This is a genomic window from Aliidiomarina shirensis, from assembly GCF_003987345.1.
Taxonomy (GTDB): Bacteria; Pseudomonadota; Gammaproteobacteria; order Enterobacterales; family Alteromonadaceae; genus Aliidiomarina; species Aliidiomarina shirensis.
In genome coordinates this window covers 49,857-69,184 of sequence record NZ_PIPP01000003.1, presented here as the reverse complement: position 1 = coordinate 69,184, position 19,328 = coordinate 49,857, and the positions used below count along the sequence as shown (strand labels likewise).

Here is a 19,328-nt window from a genome sequence, read left to right as displayed (position 1 = left end):
GGAAATAACTAGATGTAAGGAAAAACAGCAATGAGCAGACATTTCGATTATTTGAGCATTGGCGCTGGCAGCGGCGGTATTGCATCGGCGAACCGTGCCGCAATTCGCGGAGCCAAAGCGGCAGTAATTGAGGCGAAAGCGGTTGGCGGTACTTGTGTAAATGTTGGCTGTGTTCCGAAAAAAGTGATGTGGTACGGTGCGCATATTGCCGAAGCTATTAAATATAGCAAAGCGTATGGTTTCGAATTAGAGCAAACAGGCTTTGATTGGGGTACTTTAGTGAAGAATCGTGAAGCTTACATTGAGCGCATTCACGGTGGCTATAAACGCGGTTTTGAAGGAAATGGCGTTGAATACATTGAAGGCTTTGCTAAGTTTGTAGGCCCCCATGAAGTTGAAGTGAATGGCGAGCGTATTACCGCAGATCACATTACCATTGCTGTGGGTGGCCGAGCTACTCTGCCGCCAGTGCCGGGCGCTGAGCATGGTATTGATTCCGATGGGTTCTTTGCATTAACCGAGCAGCCGAAAAAAGCCGTAGTTGTGGGCGCAGGGTACATTGCTGTGGAAATTGCCGGCGTATTACATGCGCTTGGTACGGATACCCATTTATTAGTGCGCCAAGATCGGCCGCTGCGTTATTTTGATCGCGATATTATCGATACGCTGATGGGCGTAATTGAGCGCCATGGCCCTAACTTGCACCCATTTTCTGAAGTAAAGAAAGTAGATAAAGGCAGCGATGGCCTATTAACGATTACGACGCTAAACGATGAAGAAATTACCGGCGTTGATTGCTTAATTTGGGCAATTGGCCGTGAACCGGCTACCGATGCTATTGGCCTTGAAAATGCGGGTGTGAAAACTGATGAGCAAGGCTTTATTCGTACCGATAAATATCAAAATACCAATGTTTCTGGTGTATATGCGGTAGGTGATATAACCGGAGAAGCGCAACTTACGCCAGTGGCGATTAAAGCCGGCCGGTTGTTAGCCGAGCGCTTGTTTAACCAAGATATGCCAGATGCGCATATGGATTACAGCTTAATTCCTACGATCGTATTTAGCCACCCGCCAATTGGTACTATTGGTTTGAGTGAAGTTGAAGCTATCGCTGAATATGGTGAGGATCAGGTGAAAGCCTACACTTCCGGCTTTGCCGCTATGTACAACGCCATTACGCCCTACCGTGAGCTGAGTAACTTTAAGCTGGTGTGTGTAGGTAAAGAAGAGAAAGTTGTGGGCCTTCATGGCATTGGTGAAGGTATGGATGAAATTCTACAAGGTTTTGCAGTAGCCATGAAGATGGGCGCTACCAAGGCTGATTTCGATGCCACCGTAGCGCTGCACCCTACAAGTGCGGAAGAATTTGTTACTCTCAAATGATGGTGTAGAAACACTACTCCTACATGTTTAAAAATCTGAAAGTTGGTCTATGTTATGGAAAATTATCTTTCTTAGTAAAAGAAAAATAAGTCAAGTGTGGTGCTAAAAATCCATACGAAAAATATGCGTAATGTGACTAGCCTTATAAGGCGCAAGCGCTGCCTCCATCGAATCCTTTATTTTTTTGTTATCTACATCACTTGCACTGAAAACCAATACATCATGGATTGTGATGTCTGATATAGACACTTGAGTTAAGTCCGAAGGAATTGGCTTGCCCACATTGATGGTTATACCTATAAGAACATGCTCACCCAAGCATATATGTGTACAAATAGCACAAGCTACATTAGCTTGTTTATCTACCTCAAACGTGCAGTTTAGAGTTATCCCGTGAGGCTTTGGGTGCCTTTGGGCAACGAGCCATAAGAAAGATATCGCAGTGCTTTGGTCAGCAATTTGCTGAGGAGTGGCATGTGTAGGTGTCGCTAAATTTTTTAGTTGGCAAAAATCACAAAGGTTCTGTGCCGATTTCGAGGCTTCTTTTAATGTTGAGTCTTGCGAATTAGAATTAAATGAAGCCTGAAGTGGCCCATACTTCTCTGAATGTATCTTTATCTTGCATGGCTCTTGAGTATGCTCAAAGAGATGCAAAATTGGTATCGCGTTAGCAAGGTAGGTTATGGGTAGAGCTTTATTTGGCTCTAACTTCGATGTGAATGAAGCACTTTGAGGTTGATCAAACGCGGCTAGATTTATTTGAATAGCAAAAGTCTCTGTTTCTATCCGCATAGGTTTATAATTTTCGTGAAGAAGATCTGTAGGCGGCAAGAATAAATCACCAGGTATTTCGTATTCAATATCAGTCTCGGGATCGGTTACATAAATAGTGCATTTGTCAAATGATTTAGGCGTTAAGCGAAGCTCAGCTGGTCCCGTTACCTGAATTTGTGGGTGAGGACGTTCAATACCATAAAGCTCTTCACTAAAACACAGATTATCTAATTGGACCTTATCAAGGGCGCCGGTGAAAAGATCAGCCAAAGGGTTAGGACTATACAGAGATTTAAGTGTAAAGTGCATTTTCCCCTGTGGGGTGCCCAGTTTTTCAAGAAGTTTTGATTTATCAAAGAGATATTGGTTGTAGCTATCACCTACGGCTGACCGTATAGCAGAGTCAAGTTCATTTTGGTGGACTTTCAAAAGTATTTCCGACTTATCAAATTTTATAAGCTTCTTAATCGTGTTTAGCTTGTCATTGATGTGCTGGGCAGACCATTGAAGCCATTTTTCTACCAAAGTGTGGTCGACATGCTTTAAATAAAGTACCTCTGTATTATGCTCGGAATTAAGAAGGTGAAGTGCTATAAAACATGGAATTGGTGAGGTTGCCAGTTTCCGTAAGTTTGAAAGTTTAACCTGAGTTTTCGGTTGCCTGCTGGTTGTTGCTTTTACTTGTACAAAGATAGTTTCGACCGCGTGATTGAGAGTATTCACGCCAATAGGATGGCGGGAAGGGAGTTCAAGCAAAAAATCCCAACCATGATCATCTTGAGTTGAACTATTAATCGTATACTTTGCTTTAGCGCATAAGCTTGAAAATTCGCTTTCACCGATACGGCCAATTTCCGACGGGTTGAGACTCATTAATTTCCTTAATACATTATAAATATACGAATACTTTATACAGGTTTAACCCGATGATATCGACGTATAAAATTTTTAGTACTCGAACTTAAAAAATTACGTAAGAACATATCTTCTCCAAACGATGAGTCGCTGCGAAGACTTCAACGATTGGTTGTGAACTCACGTATAAGCGTACTATTTTCAACTTCTTTCGTCTATTACGGAAACTTTCAACAGGTCAGCAGCTAGTGTTTATAGTATTTGTTGTGATAATTGACAATTACTCATTAAAGTGGTTTTTTAGTAGGCTTGGTAAAGAGGAAGATAAAGATTTACAGAAGTCTGCGGTGACTTGCTAATACAGGTATAGCCAGAAACTCTCAAATTAAATCTGTCAGCTTAGTATAAGTGGACAGTACCAAGTTTCCTAATTGTGTAAACTGTCTAGGGGGCGTAGTAGTAGGTTGCTGCGGCCGCTAGCTTTAGGCGCCCACGCTATACGATAAAATTCGGGATAAATGGCTGAAGGGCAGGCCGGTTTCTTTGTGCCACGCGTTGAACGCGGTTTGTACTTGGGTGAGCCCTTTTTTGCTGGTAGGCGCGGCATCGAGTAGGTTGTGATTTTCCAGTGCGGTAACCACATCCGATGAAAGTACATAGCCATCCCAGCCAACTCGGCGTAAAAAGTGTTGTGCAGTGGCGCCGCCTAGACGCGCTCCGTTTTTCTTTAGCCATAGCAATAAGCCAACTTGATCATTGGAAGGCCACTGGCTTAAAAAACGCCCAAAACCGTTATATTCCTCTGAAGCTTCAACGATCATTTGCGCATTTTGGGGCACGGTAAATATCTTTTGCATATTGCGTACAATGCGCTCATCGCGTGCCAAAGCTTCCAACCGTTCAGGTGGCACCTGCTGCCAATATAATGGCACAAAACCGCTAAAGGCTTCTTCAAAGCCAGGCCATTTATGATTAATGATGCGCCAAACAAAACCCGCGCGAAATACACAGGCTGTGAGCTCGGAAAGGTAGCGATCATCGCCAACAGCGATCAATTCAGCAGCGCTGGCAACTTTCGGAAGTGTGCCCTGAATCGCTTTTTTACTGCCCTTGCGGGCTATAGCTCGGTCATAGAAAAGATGAAAGCTCGGGATACTACTCGCCACTGAAAATTCCTCACTGAAAAAGCGCAACACAAAAATGATGCAACCAATATACCTTAACCAATAAGCCCTGCAAATTCTTGCTATCGCGGGAGCTTAATTGTGTTTTTGCTGTATATGCGCAACAATCGTGCCTCGCAATTTCATAAAAAGGAACTTTGCTCATGATTCGGCTACCTCGGCTCATTATTATTTCGGCGATGAGCCTATTATTTAGTTTATCGGCACCTGCGGCATTGGCTCAGCAAACCGAAGATTTTACTGTGGGCCTTGATTTACTGGCGCTGGAACGTTTTGAAGATGCCCATACGGTTTTTCAGCAGTTGATGCCCTTAGGAAGTTCAGATGCGGCCTACATGATTGGCTTGATGCTGATAGAGGAGCGGGGCGTAGAATATAACCCGGTTGCATCGCTAGGGTATTTGTTTGCAGCACGCGCCTGGGGGAATGAACAAGCGCAAGAGATTATTGAGCAAATCGAACCGCACTTATCGGCCGCAGAAAAAGCAGAGGCGAATCAACTTTTACTAGAGCTTAACCGCTCAGTGCAGGTATCGTTTCAGGCAGAAGATTTGAATCTCGATATGCCCCCACCAGAAGCAATTAACCGGCCGACACCACGAATGACATCTGAAGTTGCCTTGAGTGGGAATCATGGCTGGCTCGAAGTGATTATTGGTATCAACCCGGAAGGCAGGGTTGTGGCAATGCAGCCATTGAATGCTGCTGATCGAAATTTCCTCCGTGAAGCAGGGCGAGCATTCCAGCGTTGGCGCTATACAGAGAGCGAGAATGTATCAATAACTACGGTTTCAATTAACTACACGCAAATGAGCTCCGATGCGGAAGCGGATGTGCTAAGCGCTTACAATGATGCTCTGAATCAAGCGAATGCTGGGGTTACTGAGCAGCAAGTATATTTGGGTGGCCTCACGGAGGCACTGGTGCGTTATGAAAGTGAACAAATTGATGCGTTACCCGAAGCGTTTTATTGGTATGAGCGCGCCGCCCGCAATGGCAACATCCAAGCTCAGCGGCTTTTGGCATTGCGTTATGTGCATCCAGCATGGGCTGAGTATCTAATTACTCAAGGTGATATAGATGTCATGGCGTGGCACGGTATGCGTTTGTTGATGCATGCCGAAAGCGCGGAGCAGAGAGAACGTGGCCGCGAGTTGCTTGAAAATGCCGCTGAAGCGGGGAGCAGTATTGCCGAAGAACTGATCGAAAGTTACTGAGCATGATAGAATGGTTGGCGATTGAGCCGTATAGATAAATAGTTAGCAATTGGAGTGATAAATGCAGTATCTGAAGTTAATCGTGGCCGCTGTTGTGGGCAGTTGTATGATGGCATCGGTGGTAAAGGCGGAAGAATTGCCAGCACCCATTCAGATGCTCGCTAACCAAGGCCTTACCATTGTTGATAGCTTCCCTGCTCCGGGCGGTTTGAAAGGGTATGCGGCGGAATATCAAGGCCAAGCGATAGCGCTATACCTTACTGCCGATGGTGAACATGTAATTGTAGGAAATTTATTAGATCTGGAGGGCCGAGATATTGCAGCGGATCCTCTGTATGAACTGGTTACCGGACCAGCACAAGAGCACGCTTGGGAACAAATCTCCCGCGCCACACTGTTGCAAGATGGTGATCCGGATGCACCACGAGTTATTTATACCATGACCGATCCAAACTGCCCTTATTGCCATCGCTTTCGTGAGGCCGCAGAGCCTTGGATTGCGGCTGGTAAGGTGCAGTTACGGCACATGATGGTGGGTATTATTCGTGAAGAAAGCCCAGCACAAGCCGCGGCTATTATGGGTTCCCCGGACCCGGCGGAAGCATTAAAAGAGCATATTGATCGCCGTGATCGTGGCGGAATTGAAGCGGTTGCACGTTTTGTGCGTATTGGTGAATCGGTAATTCGGGCCAATCATCGCATTATGCGCGAATTGAATTTAAGCTCTACGCCCATTGTATATTTCCGTGATGAAAACGATCATGTGCAAGTGATTCGCGGCATGCCACAACCGCAGCAACTTGAAGCGATATTTGGTCCGCGTCCGTAAAACCGGTATTTGGAAAAACAAAAAGGGGCTCATGAGCCCCTTTTCTAGTTTCAGAGTAGCGTGTTAAAAATTAGCGTTATGATAAACACGCTGAACATCATCACAATCTTCTAGCATATCTAAAAACTTTTCCATCATCGGAATATCGTCTTCCGGCATATCCATGCTGTTTTGTGCCACAAACTGAATTTCATCGGTTTCGAATTCGATATCAGGAAACGCAGCCACTAATGCTTGTTTGGTATTAGCATATTCTGTGTGGGGCGCAAATACCGTTACCATGCCGTTCTCAACTTCTACATCGGTAACATCCACATCGGCCTCCATAAGTGCTTCTAGTACTACGTCTTCGTCATCACCGGCGAAACTGAAAATTGCGCAATGATCAAACATGTGTGCGGTAGTACCGGGGGCGCCAATTTTAACTTTGCATTTAGTAAAGCAATTGCGCACATCGCCGAACGTTCGGTTTGGGTTATCGGTTAAACATTCCACAATGACCATACAGTTGCCAGGACCAAAGCCCTCATAACGGGCCGGTGAGTAATCTTCACCACCAACACCCGAAGCTTTATCTAAGGCATTCGCAATTACGTGCGCTGGTACTTGGTCTTTTCGGGCGCGATCAATAAGGCCGCGTAATGAGATATTGGTATCTGGGTCGGCACCACCCGATTTGGCTACTACGTAAATTTCCCGACCATATTTACTATACACTCGGCTTTTTGCGGTAGCTGTTTTCGCAATTGATTCTTTTCTATTTTGATAAGCGCGGCCCATAAACTCACTTCCGTTAATTTGTTCGATGTAAATAGCTGTTGCTGAATTCTACCGTTTGCTTTGGGGGAATCCTAATGCTTTGTGCATGTTCATATAATACTTGCTTCGATAATTTGCGAAAAGCGTTGTGTTGTTTTGAGGAAAAAGTGAAATGAAAGTGATTTAAATTCATTCCGGAGTTCATCTCATTTTGGCGTGATTATGACGTAACAATGACAAATATTGCTTGTGGTCTGATCTGTTGGCGGTTATTTTAGCACCACTTAGTTTAGGATTTAGAACCACATGAAAATATGTACCAAATTAGGGCATCTCGCTCTGATTAGCTTTTTTAGTTGTCTGATCGCGTTCAATACCGCAAATGCCGTAGATTTAGTTGACCCCGCTCTCGAGCAAGAGCTTGATAGTATTCTAGGTGTCGGCTTTTACCCCGAAGATCGTGAAAAATTAGCTGAATTATTAGAGCGAGTTACTATCAATGTGCCCGCTTCTACGTATGTTCGTGCCTGGGGATATAGAGCCCTTGAGTTAGCACACGCCGAGCAAAATTTTGCTGAAGCCGAAATACTCGCCAAAGAACTCATTCGCTTTGCACGATCGGCCGAGAGTGTGGAAGCTCAAGCTGAAGCATGGGCTGTGTTTATGGAAGTGCTCAGTGCTCAGGGTGACAACGATACAGCAGTGCGTTACGTGATTAAGTTAACGCCTTTAGTGGACGAGATAATGAACCCGCGTATTCAGTTTTTTGTGAATAATGTTGCGGGCCGAGCGTTGCAAGAAGTTGAACGTTATGAAGAAGCCCTAGGCTTTTTCTTGCAAGCGCAGGCAGCATTAACTCGCACCCGCGGTGTACAAACGTTGCGGCGCCGCCAGTTTTTGAATTATCACATTGCCAATCTGCATACCGATTTAGAGAACTACCGTGCGGGGTTAGATTTAACGAACTCCACTATTGCTGAAGGTGAGCGGTATGAAGTACACCACAGGCTTGCCGATCTCTATTTGCTAAAGGGATTTTTGCAATCACGCCCAGAAATCGATGAAAACGAAATGGCACTCGATTCTTTCCGAATCGCTGCTGAATGGGCAGAACGCACTGATAATGCGCGTATCGCCGTAGTTTCTCGCAACAATATTGGTTCCATTCTTATTCAACGGGAACGCTACACGGAGGCTGAAGAGTATTTACTTGCAGGTGTAAGCGCTGCTGAAAATGCCAATATGATGCGGGAAATGAATTATTTAAAATTCAATCTTGCAGATATTAAAGTGAAGCGGGGCCTATACGCCGAGGGTATCGAGGAAATGAAAACTATTGCGCTGTATATGAAAGAGCATGCACGGCGCAGTGATCATGCTGAAGTGTTAACGTTTTTATCGGGGGCGTATCGTGAAGCGGGTATGTACATTGAAGAAGCCGATACCTTGCGTGAACTCATGCGATTGCGTTTTGATTTGTTAACCAGCGAGCGCGAGCAAATGCTCTCTGAATTGGCCGCTGAATACGAAGCGCGTGAACAAGATCAACAAATAGAGCTGTTGGAAGAGCGCAATAACTTACAAGCGCAAGTTATTGAGAATGCGGCTTTGCAGCGCCGCATTGTATGGCTATTTGCCATTGTATTGGTGTTGGCTGCAACGCTTTTATACTACGCCTATCGAAGCGCTAGAAAAGCCAATGTGCGGCTAAACACTGCGAACGAAAAGCTACAAGAACAAACGCTGCGCGACCCACTCACGAAATTACACAACCGCCGTGCGATGCAGAAAGAGATGGAGTTACGGGCGGGTGAACACTACCCAATCGCTGATGCTGGGAATGTTGATGCACTTATCCTGCTGGATCTTGATTTATTTAAAGAGATCAACGATCGCATTGGCCATGCGGCCGGCGATGAAGTATTACAACAAGTAGCTACCCGATTAACCCATGCGGTAGCTGAGCACGATATGGTGGTGCGCTGGGGAGGTGAGGAATTCTTAATCTACGTGCGTAACCGTAACTACGAAGAACTTGCCAACCTTGCTGATGAGCTTCTGCATGTAATTGGCGATACACCGGTTTACTATGAGCAAAACCGCATACCAGTATCGGTAACCGGCGGAATGATTACTCTGCCTTTTGCCGACGTTTCTGAGCGCGAATGTGATTGGGAAAAAGCGCTGCAAATAGCTGATATGCTGCTTTACGTAGGTAAGTTACGCGGCCGTAACCAGATTTCACACATACGAAAGCTTACGAAGCCGTATGCGGAAATTCATGAAGTGCTGCACCGCGATCTTAATCAAGCGATTGATAAAGGTTGGGCCCCGCTTACGATTTTTAACGGCCCGAAGTAACAGAACTCGATTATTTTTCTTTCGGCCCCGCTCCGGGGCCAGCTTTTTCAATTTCAGCATTCTCGCGCGCGAGTTTATCTTGTAGTTGTTGCAGTGCTTCCATATCAATACTCTTCAGGTGCAAATCGCGCTGCGGGAATGGAATAGTAATACCGTGTTCTTGGAAAGCTTTCCAAATGGCTACGCGAATCGGCGATTTAACACGCTCCACTCCGCTCTCCGGATCGGCTATCCAGAAGCGTAGCTCCATGGTTATACCGCTATCGCCAAATTCTTTTAAGAACACATTGGGGGCTGGGTCTTTTAATACACGATCGGAAGCAAAAGCGCACGGCAACATAACTTCAATAGCCTTTTCAGGATCGCAGGTATATTCAATATCGACCTGCACGGCCATCCGTACGTTTCGATCCGCATAACTCCAGTTAATTACGTTCGAGGTAATTAAGTTTTCATTTGGAATCAACGTATCAACGCCTGCACGATTGCGCAGCACAATGTAGCGCGATTTCAGTTCTTGCACCCAGCCAAATTCGGTACCAATGGTAACGACATCGCCGGGCTTTACTGAGCGGTCCATGATCACGATAAAGCCGCTAATAAAGTTGGCGGCAATTCGTTGTAAGCCAAAACCTAAACCAACACCAAGTGCGCCACCAAACACAGCAAAGGTTGATAAATCAACGCCGACAGAGCTTAGAACAATTAATAAGGCAATGGTAATGGCTGCGAATTTTACGAACTTGATTAACCCTACGCGGGCGCTGGCATTTATAGTTTTATTTTCGGTAAGGCGCACTTCAACTAAGTGCGAAAGCCATCCGGCAATCGTGAGGGCTACCATAATTAGAACCGTTAACTTCAAGCCGGATAATAGTGAGAGGCGGAAGGAGCCAATAGTAGTGCCCACGGAATCAAGCGCGGCCATAGCTTGCGGTAACAGCCCAGTTAAGTGTAAGCCAACGATTATCCAGATGGTTGCGGCAATGAAGCTCTCGGACGCTTTTAAGAACGGGCCGCCTTTTACACTTTTACGTAAGAAATATACACAGAAGCGAACCGCCGCAAACGATAGTACTAGTGGTAAAGCTAAATCCAGCATCAAGGTTTCAAGCTGGTAAGTGTTTACAATTAGTTGCCCCAGCCATAACACTACGAGCATGGTTACTGGCCACAGCAGGCGTTCTAATGAACGAATAGCGAAAAGCCGTAAACCTTGGCTTTGATTACCGCGCTCACCCAGTTTATTCAGAAGAATTCGGCGCGAAATGAGCGCTGCTAATATCGAAAGTAAAAGCACCACCCATTCAGAAATGGTTTGCTCGCTAAAGATCACTTGGGCTTGTGCAAGAATTAACTCCATTCTGACGAATCTCCGTTGGCTTAAAATCTAGTTAATAATGACCTAAATTTTAGTGTTACGCCACCATTCGAGCGGCGGCATGTGTAACTTCAGATTGCCAATATTACCGCTAACTACGATTAAAGAGTTTATGTACTAACTGGATATTTAATCATCTTTTATGTTAAATATACGTTATATATCTAACTTCCCCGCTTTCGGTTGTGTTGCACTTAATCGGGCCGTCACTATTTTCTGAATGGTAGGTTCATGAACAAAAGAAAAACAAGCGGCTTTGGTTATCGTGCGATACTCGTTGTTAATCTGTTTCTGTTCTTAATCTTTGTGGCAGTTCAGGCTGCTTGGGCTCAAGATATTGAGCGCATAACCCATCCAGAACTCGAAGAGCGCCTCGATAGTTATCTCAGTATTGATGATGTCGAAGCGGCTGCCGTGGAACTTGATGATATTTTAGGTTCACTTGACCCAGACCAGTATCCATCTACCTATGTACGTGGCCGTACTTATAAAGCATTTGAATTGGCCGAACGAGGCGATATTCCTGGCGCTATTGAGCTCATCGAAGATATGCAGAGCTTCACCGAGCGCTATCCCTATCCTGATGTTATCGCAGAAGTACAAGCGAACCTGGTGGCATTAAATTGGTATAACGGTGAGGTGGCCCGCTCGCTAATTCTTGCAGAACAACTCATAGAAGAACTCGAAGATACACAAAACCCACGAATCCTTTATTACGCTAATAGCATTATGGTCGGTATTTTTCGTGCTAACAGCCAATACGAACGAGCGCTGGAGCGGGCGATTCAAGCTTTGGATGCCATTCAAGGTAGTGATAACCCACGAACAGAGCTTCGCCGGGTATCACTCACCCGTGAAATTACTGGGATTCATAGTGATTTGCGTAACTTTGATGAAGCCCTTGCTCTTGCAAAACGGAATGTAGAGGAAGCAAAGCGTATTGAGTTGGTGGAGGATGTTCCCGATCTGTTACTACTACAGGGCTTTATCGAAGGACAAATGGAACTGTATGAAGATTCGATGGCTACCTACGAGGAAGCAATTGAATGGGCTTCGCGCGTTGGTTTTGAAGATACAGTGTTACTTAGCATGAATAATATCGGTAGCACATTGATAGAACTTGAACGTTATGAAGAAGCTAAAGAGATGCTTACCGAAGCGCTCAACTATATTGATGTGGAAAGTGCCGACGATGATTCTATGGCGCATTTGCTTAGGTTTAATTTAGGTTACATTGATGTATTTCTCGGTAATATTGAATCGGGTATTGCTCAAGTAGTCGAAAACGGTGACCGCTTGCTTGCCCTATATTCAGCGTTGGAACAGGCGGATTTATATGATTACATCGCCCGAGCGTATGCACGAGCTGGTATGTTCGAGCAACAAGGCGAAGCATTAATTGCCCAGCGCGATTTGCGTGCCGATATTTTCCGTAGCGATCGGGAAGCTAGCCTCAGTGAATTGCAAAGTCGCTATGATGCGCAAGATCAACTTCAGCAGATTGAGCTTTTAGAGCAGCGTAATGCCTTGCAAGAACGAGTTATCGAGAATAAGCAACTGCAACAGCAAATAGTGGTGCTGTTCGCTATTGTGGTTATTCTAGGTTTGGTATTAGTGGGCATCATGTACCGAGCAGCGCGGCGAGCGAATAAACAGCTAAAAGTAGCGAACAAACAGCTTGAGTTCCATTCTCAGCGCGATCCGCTCACCGCATTGTTTAATCGCCGTGCATTGCAGGAAAAAATGCAAAAGCGTGAGCAAGGCGAGCGCCGAGCACATCTGGCAGAATATCCTGATGCAATGATTCTGTTGGACATCGATTACTTCAAACGTATCAATGATAATTTTGGGCATGCCGCTGGCGATACAGTGTTGAAGGAGCTCAGCACACGCTTGCTTAGCATCGTAAGATCTAGCGATTTGGTAATTCGTTGGGGCGGTGAAGAGTTCTTAATTTATCTACAGAATATGAACCCCGAGAAACTCAGTGATTATGCTGAGAAAGTGCTTACAGTGATTGGCTCAAAAGCTGTTGTTCATGAGGGTAAAAAGATACAAGTAACGGCTACCGCCGGCTTTATCAGCTTGCCATTTGCCGGGGTAGATGAAAGTAATATCGGTTGGGAGAAAACCCTACAGATAGCGGATATGGCGTTATATATCGGTAAAGTTCATGGCCGTAACCGCGCTTATGGTATTACTGGCTTAAAAGCACCATATGAAGAAGTAAGCCGATATTTAGATAACGATTTGGCGGAGGCGATGGAAAAAGATTTAATCCATTACGAGCTCATTACTGGCCCGAATGTCGGCAAACAAAACATGAATTAATTTGAATTCATTAAGAAAAAAGCCCGCATAAAGCGGGCTTTTGTATTAGAGCTATTTAGATGTGTCCGTATTTACTCTACGGGAAGCGCTTCCCAGAAGAACTCAGTAATCATGGTGCGTAAATGCAGGCTGGTACCTTCACCTTCACGAATGCCGTGAGTACGGTTCGGGTAGCCCATGAAACGGAACTGTTTATTGTGCTTGATAAGTTCATCTTGTAAGCGCTCACTACCTTGGTAGTGCACGTTATCATCGGCGGTACCGTGAACTAACAACAAGCTGCCTTGCAGGTTTGCTGCATGGGTAACCGCCGAAGTTTCTTCGTAGCTGTCCGCCGCATCAGGTAACAAGCCAGAATAACGTTCTTGATAAATAGTATCGTACAAACGTAAATCTGGAACCGGCGCTAACGCCACACCCGCATGGAACTTCTCAGGGTAACGGAACAGTGCATTCAAGGTCTGTGAACCACCACCACTGTGGCCCCACATGCCTACACGGTTGCCATCAATCCAATCCCAGCGTTCAAGCATCTGATCAAGTGCATCGGCTTGATCGCGCACGGTGATAATACCAAGTTGCATGTATATCGAATGGCGCCATTCTTGGCCCCGTGGTGAACGTGTACCGCGATTATCAATAGAAACTACTACATAGCCTAACTGAGTCATGTAATCGTGCCATAAGTGGGTTTGGCCCAACCAGCGGTCGGCTACTGTTTGGCCCCATGGCTCGCCGTAGATATGCATAATTAACGGATATTTTTTGCTTGGGTCAAAATCAGCTGGGCGCTTTAAGTAACCATCAAGCATTAGGCCATCGCGGGCTTCAACCTGAAAGAACTCCACGTCAGCGGTAAGCTTCTCAGCCAATACTTCTTTCAATTCGGTGTTCATTTCTAGTTCGTTAATTACGCTATGATCCGGCAACCGCACCATGCGCGTTTCAGTAGGAACACCCATGCGAGTTACTGTGTGCAGAGCAAAACGGCCATCGCGCGATACGGTGTAACCATGATAGCCCGGCCAATCTTCCGGGGTAATACGCTCAGCTGGCGTTTCACCACTTAAATCAACGCGGAATAAATAGCGTTGCAGCGGGTTTTCTGGCGAAGCGATAAACCAGGCATAACCATTGCCTTGTTCATCAGCTACGATTTCTAGCATTTGCACGATATCGTAATCGCCTTCCGTTAATGGCGTGAGGCCATTGCCATCGCGGTCGAAACGATATAAATGGCGGTAACCAGAACGTTCGCTCTGCCATAAGAAACTTTGGCCATCGCGGAAGAAGCGAACATCATCTACCTGCTCAACCCACGCATTGCTTTGCTCGGTAATCAATGAAACCGCTTCACCGGTAGCGCGATCGGCTAACCAAAACTGCATGTTGTTTTGCGCGCGGTTCATGTGCTGAACCATGAGCTCATCGCTGTTGCCAGCCCATTCCATGCGCACAATGTAGTTTTGCCGCGGATCGCCTGGCAATTGCACCCACGTAGTATCGCCACCGTTGGCAGAGATAGTACCTACGCGCAATTCTGAGTTAGTTTCGCCTACCTTCGGGTAAGGGAATTCAGTGAGGGTAGGGTAAAGCTCGCTCACGTTATCGATCATGGTGAACATTGGCACGCCGCTAGTATCGAGCTGCCAGTAAGCAATGTGCTCGCCATCCGGTGACCAACGGAAACCATCGCGTAACGAGAATTCTTCTTCGTTCACCCAATCAAAGGTGCCGTTAATAATAGTGCTGCTGCCATCGCTGGTAATTTGGGTAATATCCAACGACGCTAACTCTTGCACGTAAATATTATTTTGCATTACATAAGCAACGCGGCTACCGGCAGGATCAAATTTGGCAAACTGTAAGGTAGATTCTGGGAAATCAGAGCCGAGCTGCACTAAGCGCCCGTTTTCCAAGTTCAATACCCAGTAATCGCCCAAGGTGTGGGTGCGCCATGAACGCTTGGTGTTGGTGAAGATAAGCAATTGCTTACCATCTTCCGACCATTCGTAGTTCGCAATGCGTAATGGCTCTTCCGCGCCTTCAGGCTGCAGTTGTGCAGCGTGCACCAACACTGTGCGTTCTTCAGTTTCTGGGTGATAGCGCACAATATCGCGGCCGCCATCTTCGGCACTTTCTAAGGTGGTGTAGCCAGAGCCATCGGCTAGCCAACGGGTGGTTGGAAAACCTTTTGCACTGAACATATCGCTGGCATATATATCAGCGAGTGTGAATGTAGTATCGGCTGGCATTGGGCTAGCTTGCCCGCGCGGAGAAGGCAGTTCTGGGCTAGTTGCGCATGCACTTAGTAGCAATGAAGCCCCGGCGGCAAGCGCCATTATTTTTGTTGTTTTCATCATAAGTTTCCGTTGGTTATCCATTGGCAAAAGGACATAAACAGTTCTTGGCAATCGATTGTATCGGTTTTTGCGTATGAATAAACCCCAACCGACCGATTGATTCCGGCGCTTGGCCTTGAAACTGGCCATTGGTGGCCGCATTAATAAGGTAATACTAAGATATAGTAACGCCTACGAAAGAATTTGAAGCCATTCCTTACATGAAAGAAGGAAAGAATAGCAATGACAATGAATGCAACGAACCCTCTGCTTGGTGATTTCACCCACCCACCTTTTTCGAAAATTAAAGCAGAGCACGTGCAACCAGCCGTTGAAGCCGGAATTGCCGAGTGTCGGCAGGCTATTGAAGCCGTAGTGGGGCAAACCGCGCCTACGTGGGAAACGCTGGTAGCACCGTTGGAGCATGCCGATGATAAGCTCACTAAAATTTGGGGCCCCATTTCGCACCTAAACGCGGTAATGAGCCAAGAAGCACTGCGCGAAGCGCATGATGGTTGCCTAGAATTGCTTTCGGAATACTCTACTTGGGTTGGTCAACATGAAGGGCTGTATCAAGCCTATCAAGCTTTGGCGGCGGGCCCAGAATTTGATCAGTTAAGTGAAGCGCAGCAACGTGTAGTAACTGAAACGATTCGTGACTTTAAGCTTTCGGGTGTTGGCCTCGAAGATGCGGCGAAGAAGCGTTACGGCGAAATTCAAAACCGCCTTTCACAAATTAGCTCGCAGTTTAGCAACCAAGTGCTCGATGCTACCAACCATTGGTATGCGCACGTAACCGATGAGAACGAACTCTCGGGTTTGCCAGAAAGTGCCATAGCGGGTGCAAAAGAAGCTGCGGAAGAAAAAGACCTTGAAGGTTGGGTGTTCACGATGGATATCCCAAGCTATTTGCCGGTAATGATGTATGCCGATAGCGGAAAGCTTCGCGAAACCATGTATGAAGCATACGTAACCCGCGCTTCAGAGCTTGGCCCAGATGCGGGCAAATTTGATAACACCGCCATTATGCAAGAAATCTTAGCGTTGCGGCACGAGTTGGCGGAGCTGCTTGGCTTTAAAAACTTCGCCGATATGTCGTTAGCCACGAAAATGGCTGATAACGCCGAACAGGTAGTGAACTTCCTGCACGATCTTGCTACTCGTTCGCTACCGCAAGCGAAAGAAGAGATGGCTGAGATAAAGGCCTTTGCGAACAAAGAATACGGTGTGAGCGATTTAAATTCATGGGATATCCCATATTACGCCGAGAAGCTAAAACAGAATTCGTACAATATTTCTGATGAGCAGCTACGGCCTTATTTCCCTGAGCAAAAGGTGGTGCAGGGTCTGTTTACTGTGGCTGAGCGTTTGTTCGGTATTAAAATTCAGGAAGCGGAAGCAGAAACCTGGCACCCGCAAGTTAAGTATTTTGAGATCCGAGATAACAGCGATGAACTGCGTGCCGGTTTTTACCTTGATCTATATGCGCGGGCTAAAAAACGAGGTGGTGCTTGGATGGCTGATTGTGCCGTGCGCCGCCGTTTACCTGATGGCCAACTGCAGTTGCCAGTGGCGTATCTAACTTGCAACTTCAACAAGCCAGTGGGCGATAAGCCGGCGCTGTTTACGCACGATGAAGTGATTACCTTGTTCCATGAGTTCGGCCACGGCTTGCACCACATGCTCACTAAGATGGATGTGGCGGGCGTTTCCGGTATCAATGGCGTAGCGTGGGATGCGGTAGAGTTACCGAGTCAGTTCCTCGAGAACTGGTGCTGGGAACCTGAAGCGTTAGCGTTTATTTCTGGCCATTACGAAACGGGCGAGCCATTGCCTCAAGATCTGCTAGAACGCATGCTAGCGGCGCGGAATTTCCAAGCGGCCATGCAAATGGTGCGTCAGCTCGAGTTTTCATTATTTGATATGCAAATTCACCAAGCTGGCGCTGATGTGGATATTCAAGGCATCTTAGATGACGTTCGGGATCAGGTTTCGGTAGTTAAACCACCGGCTTACAATCGTTTCCAACATAGCTTTGGGCATATATTTGCAGGTGGCTATGCGGCCGGTTATTACAGCTACAAATGGGCGGAAGTGCTCTCGGCCGATGCCTTTTCGCGCTTTGAAGAAGAAGGCATTTTCAACGCCGATACCGGCCGTGCGTTTTTGGAGAATATTCTGGAAATGGGTGGCAGCAAAGATGCCATGGATCTGTTTAAAGCCTTCCGTGGGCGTGAACCCGATATTGCGCCGTTATTACGTCATTCTGGTATCGCCGCGTAAATCTTGCGCTAGGTTTTAACATGAAAAACGCCCCGATGTTCACACGTCGGGGCGTTTTTGTTGTAGCGTTTTAGGGCTAGCTTTCATTATCGGTACTAACTCGAAAGTGAGATCACCAAGGTAACGATACCTGCAATGGTTAGTACAAATAATGCTAAGAAAATTACGAAGATAACAATGTAGGCCATCGGGTTGCCGCTTGAGAAATCACGGCGGCGGTTTGCTTCCGTTTGCACACCAAACATAGCGGCTAAAACGCTCATTACCACAGCCCAAAGCCCTGGTTTTTCGTGCGATTCAGCATGGTTTTCATTGTTTGCTGGCGAATTTTCGCTGTGCATGATGATTCCTTTAGTGTGAGCCTTTCAAAAACTAACAGGCTCTAGCGGAAAAACGAGTTGGCTGGCTGATGGTTTGCACCGAAAGAGTTCGGCTGGTTGCCTTTTTTACCGAACACGAGTTCAAGCAAATCAAGAAAATGAAACTGCGGTGAACGGCTTTTACCTGAAACCCACTCAACCCAATTGAGGCTCGCGGCGCAATCAATGCGTTGCAATACTTGGCGCTCGCCGGGTATTGATACTTTGATTGTGCAATCGTTCGCGGGGCGATTTGCGGTAACTTGCCACGACATTAAGCCGGCAACGGCAATGCCTGCGAGGATAACCGATACTTTTATCATACTCATTCCTATACTGCGGGGCCTTACCAAACATCTACCGGTAAGGTGCACTACTGCTATTTCTATAACTATTGTTGTAAGCAATATCTTACTTTCTTTAAGGTGTGTAATTTATCAGCAAATGTTAAAAAACGCTAATAACGTTTTTCAGGTGAATGAAACGCCATGAGTTGATAAACTAAGCGGCAATTATTCATCGGCTCGTATATACGCGCCTAAAGTACACAGGTAAGGAATTGCATATGGCAGAATTTCTCATTGCACCTTCAATTTTATCGGCGAACTTTGCGCGTTTGGGCGAAGAAGTAGATGCAGTCTTAGCTGCTGGCGCTGATGTGGTGCATTTCGATGTAATGGATAACCATTTCGTGCCCAACCTTACTATTGGCCCCATGGTGTGCGAAGCGTTGCGTAAACACGGTGTAACTGCGCCTATAGATGTGCATTTAATGGTGCAGCCGGTAGATTCACTCGTGCCGCAATTCGCCGATGCCGGTGCCAGCATGATTACCTTTCACCCGGAAGCTTCGGTGCATATCGATCGCACCTTGCAGTTGATAAAAGATGCGGGGTGTAAAGCGGGCTTGGTATTTAACCCAGCAACGCCGCTGCATTATCTAGATTACGTAATGGATAAGCTGGATATGATTTTGCTGATGTCGGTGAACCCAGGTTTCGGTGGCCAGAGTTTTATTCCATCAACGCTCGATAAATTACGGCAAGTGCGTGAGCGTATTGATGCGAGTGGGCGTAATATCGTGTTAGAAGTTGATGGCGGCGTGAAAGTAGATAATATTCGTGAAATTGCCGATGCCGGTGCGGATATGTTTGTGGCGGGCTCCGCTATTTTCAATCAGCCTGATTACGCTGAAGTGATTAAGAAAATGCGCGCAGAATTGGCAGCTAGCACGCGAGCCTAGGCCGCCATTTCCCGAAAATGAATG

The 19,328-nt window shown here is 46.3% G+C and carries 14 protein-coding genes; 7 read left to right on the top strand and 7 right to left on the bottom strand.

Annotated elements, in window-relative coordinates; translation table 11 throughout:
• Positions 1-30 precede the first annotated feature (30 nt).
• The gene (gene gorA, locus CWE13_RS07750; RefSeq protein ID WP_126807472.1) at positions 31-1,386 is read left to right on the top strand and encodes a glutathione-disulfide reductase; all 1,356 of its coding nucleotides are present in this window, start codon (positions 31-33) and stop codon (positions 1,384-1,386) included.
• A 102-nt stretch (positions 1,387-1,488) separates the two neighbouring features.
• On the opposite strand, the gene CWE13_RS07745 is transcribed toward gorA, so the two are convergent.
• Positions 1,489-3,033, bottom strand: coding sequence for a DUF4365 domain-containing protein (locus tag CWE13_RS07745; RefSeq protein ID WP_126807470.1), 1,545 nt, complete (start codon positions 3,031-3,033; stop codon positions 1,489-1,491).
• Between the two features lie 464 nt (positions 3,034-3,497).
• Complete coding sequence (locus CWE13_RS07740; RefSeq protein WP_126807468.1) at positions 3,498-4,181, bottom strand: DNA-3-methyladenine glycosylase I; 684 nt, start codon at positions 4,179-4,181, stop codon at positions 3,498-3,500.
• 161 nt (positions 4,182-4,342) lie between these two features.
• Here CWE13_RS07740 and CWE13_RS07735 point away from each other — a divergent pair, with 161 nt between their 5' ends.
• On the top strand, positions 4,343-5,416 hold the full coding sequence (locus tag CWE13_RS07735) for an SEL1-like repeat protein (protein ID WP_126807467.1): 1,074 nt from the start codon (positions 4,343-4,345) through the stop codon (positions 5,414-5,416).
• Positions 5,417-5,477: 61 nt separating this feature from the next.
• Positions 5,478-6,245 carry a thiol:disulfide interchange protein DsbG gene (gene dsbG, locus CWE13_RS07730; RefSeq protein WP_126807465.1) on the top strand — a complete coding sequence of 256 codons (768 nt, stop codon included), beginning with the start codon at positions 5,478-5,480 and terminating at the stop codon, positions 6,243-6,245.
• A 63-nt stretch (positions 6,246-6,308) separates the two neighbouring features.
• Here dsbG and CWE13_RS07725 read toward each other — a convergent pair whose 3' ends face one another.
• Positions 6,309-7,025 carry a YebC/PmpR family DNA-binding transcriptional regulator gene (locus CWE13_RS07725; RefSeq protein ID WP_126807463.1) on the bottom strand — a complete coding sequence of 239 codons (717 nt, stop codon included), beginning with the start codon at positions 7,023-7,025 and terminating at the stop codon, positions 6,309-6,311.
• Between the two features lie 285 nt (positions 7,026-7,310).
• Here CWE13_RS07725 and CWE13_RS07720 point away from each other — a divergent pair, with 285 nt between their 5' ends.
• On the top strand, positions 7,311-9,365 hold the full coding sequence (locus CWE13_RS07720) for a tetratricopeptide repeat-containing diguanylate cyclase (protein ID WP_126807462.1): 2,055 nt from the start codon (positions 7,311-7,313) through the stop codon (positions 9,363-9,365).
• A 10-nt stretch (positions 9,366-9,375) separates the two neighbouring features.
• Here the strand turns inward: CWE13_RS07720 and CWE13_RS07715 are convergent, their stop codons facing one another.
• Entirely contained in the window at positions 9,376-10,728 is a 1,353-nt protein-coding gene (locus CWE13_RS07715) for a mechanosensitive ion channel family protein (RefSeq protein WP_126807460.1), read from the bottom strand.
• Positions 10,729-10,977: 249 nt separating this feature from the next.
• Here CWE13_RS07715 and CWE13_RS07710 point away from each other — a divergent pair, with 249 nt between their 5' ends.
• Positions 10,978-13,077, top strand: a complete 2,100-nt coding sequence (locus CWE13_RS07710) for a GGDEF domain-containing protein (protein ID WP_126807458.1) — start codon at positions 10,978-10,980, stop codon at positions 13,075-13,077.
• A 71-nt stretch (positions 13,078-13,148) separates the two neighbouring features.
• On the opposite strand, the gene CWE13_RS07705 is transcribed toward CWE13_RS07710, so the two are convergent.
• Positions 13,149-15,440 (bottom strand): S9 family peptidase, encoded by a 2,292-nt coding sequence (locus CWE13_RS07705; RefSeq protein ID WP_126807456.1) that lies wholly within the window; start codon positions 15,438-15,440, stop codon positions 13,149-13,151.
• Between the two features lie 222 nt (positions 15,441-15,662).
• On the opposite strand from CWE13_RS07705, the gene prlC reads away from it, so the two are divergent.
• Complete coding sequence (prlC, locus tag CWE13_RS07700) at positions 15,663-17,702, top strand: oligopeptidase A (protein ID WP_126807455.1); 2,040 nt, start codon at positions 15,663-15,665, stop codon at positions 17,700-17,702.
• A 95-nt stretch (positions 17,703-17,797) separates the two neighbouring features.
• Here the strand turns inward: prlC and CWE13_RS07695 are convergent, their stop codons facing one another.
• Together CWE13_RS07695 and CWE13_RS07690 are read right to left on the bottom strand one after the other, a co-directional pair.
• Positions 17,798-18,043: a DUF2970 domain-containing protein gene (locus tag CWE13_RS07695; protein WP_241973658.1), complete on the bottom strand. Its 246-nt coding sequence runs from the start codon at positions 18,041-18,043 to the stop codon at positions 17,798-17,800.
• Positions 18,044-18,084: 41 nt separating this feature from the next.
• Positions 18,085-18,384, bottom strand: a complete 300-nt coding sequence (locus CWE13_RS07690; protein WP_126807453.1) for a hypothetical protein — start codon at positions 18,382-18,384, stop codon at positions 18,085-18,087.
• Positions 18,385-18,626: 242 nt separating this feature from the next.
• On the opposite strand from CWE13_RS07690, the gene rpe reads away from it, so the two are divergent.
• On the top strand, positions 18,627-19,304 hold the full coding sequence (gene rpe, locus CWE13_RS07685; protein ID WP_007419949.1) for a ribulose-phosphate 3-epimerase: 678 nt from the start codon (positions 18,627-18,629) through the stop codon (positions 19,302-19,304).
• The last annotated feature ends 24 nt before the right edge of the window (positions 19,305-19,328 follow it).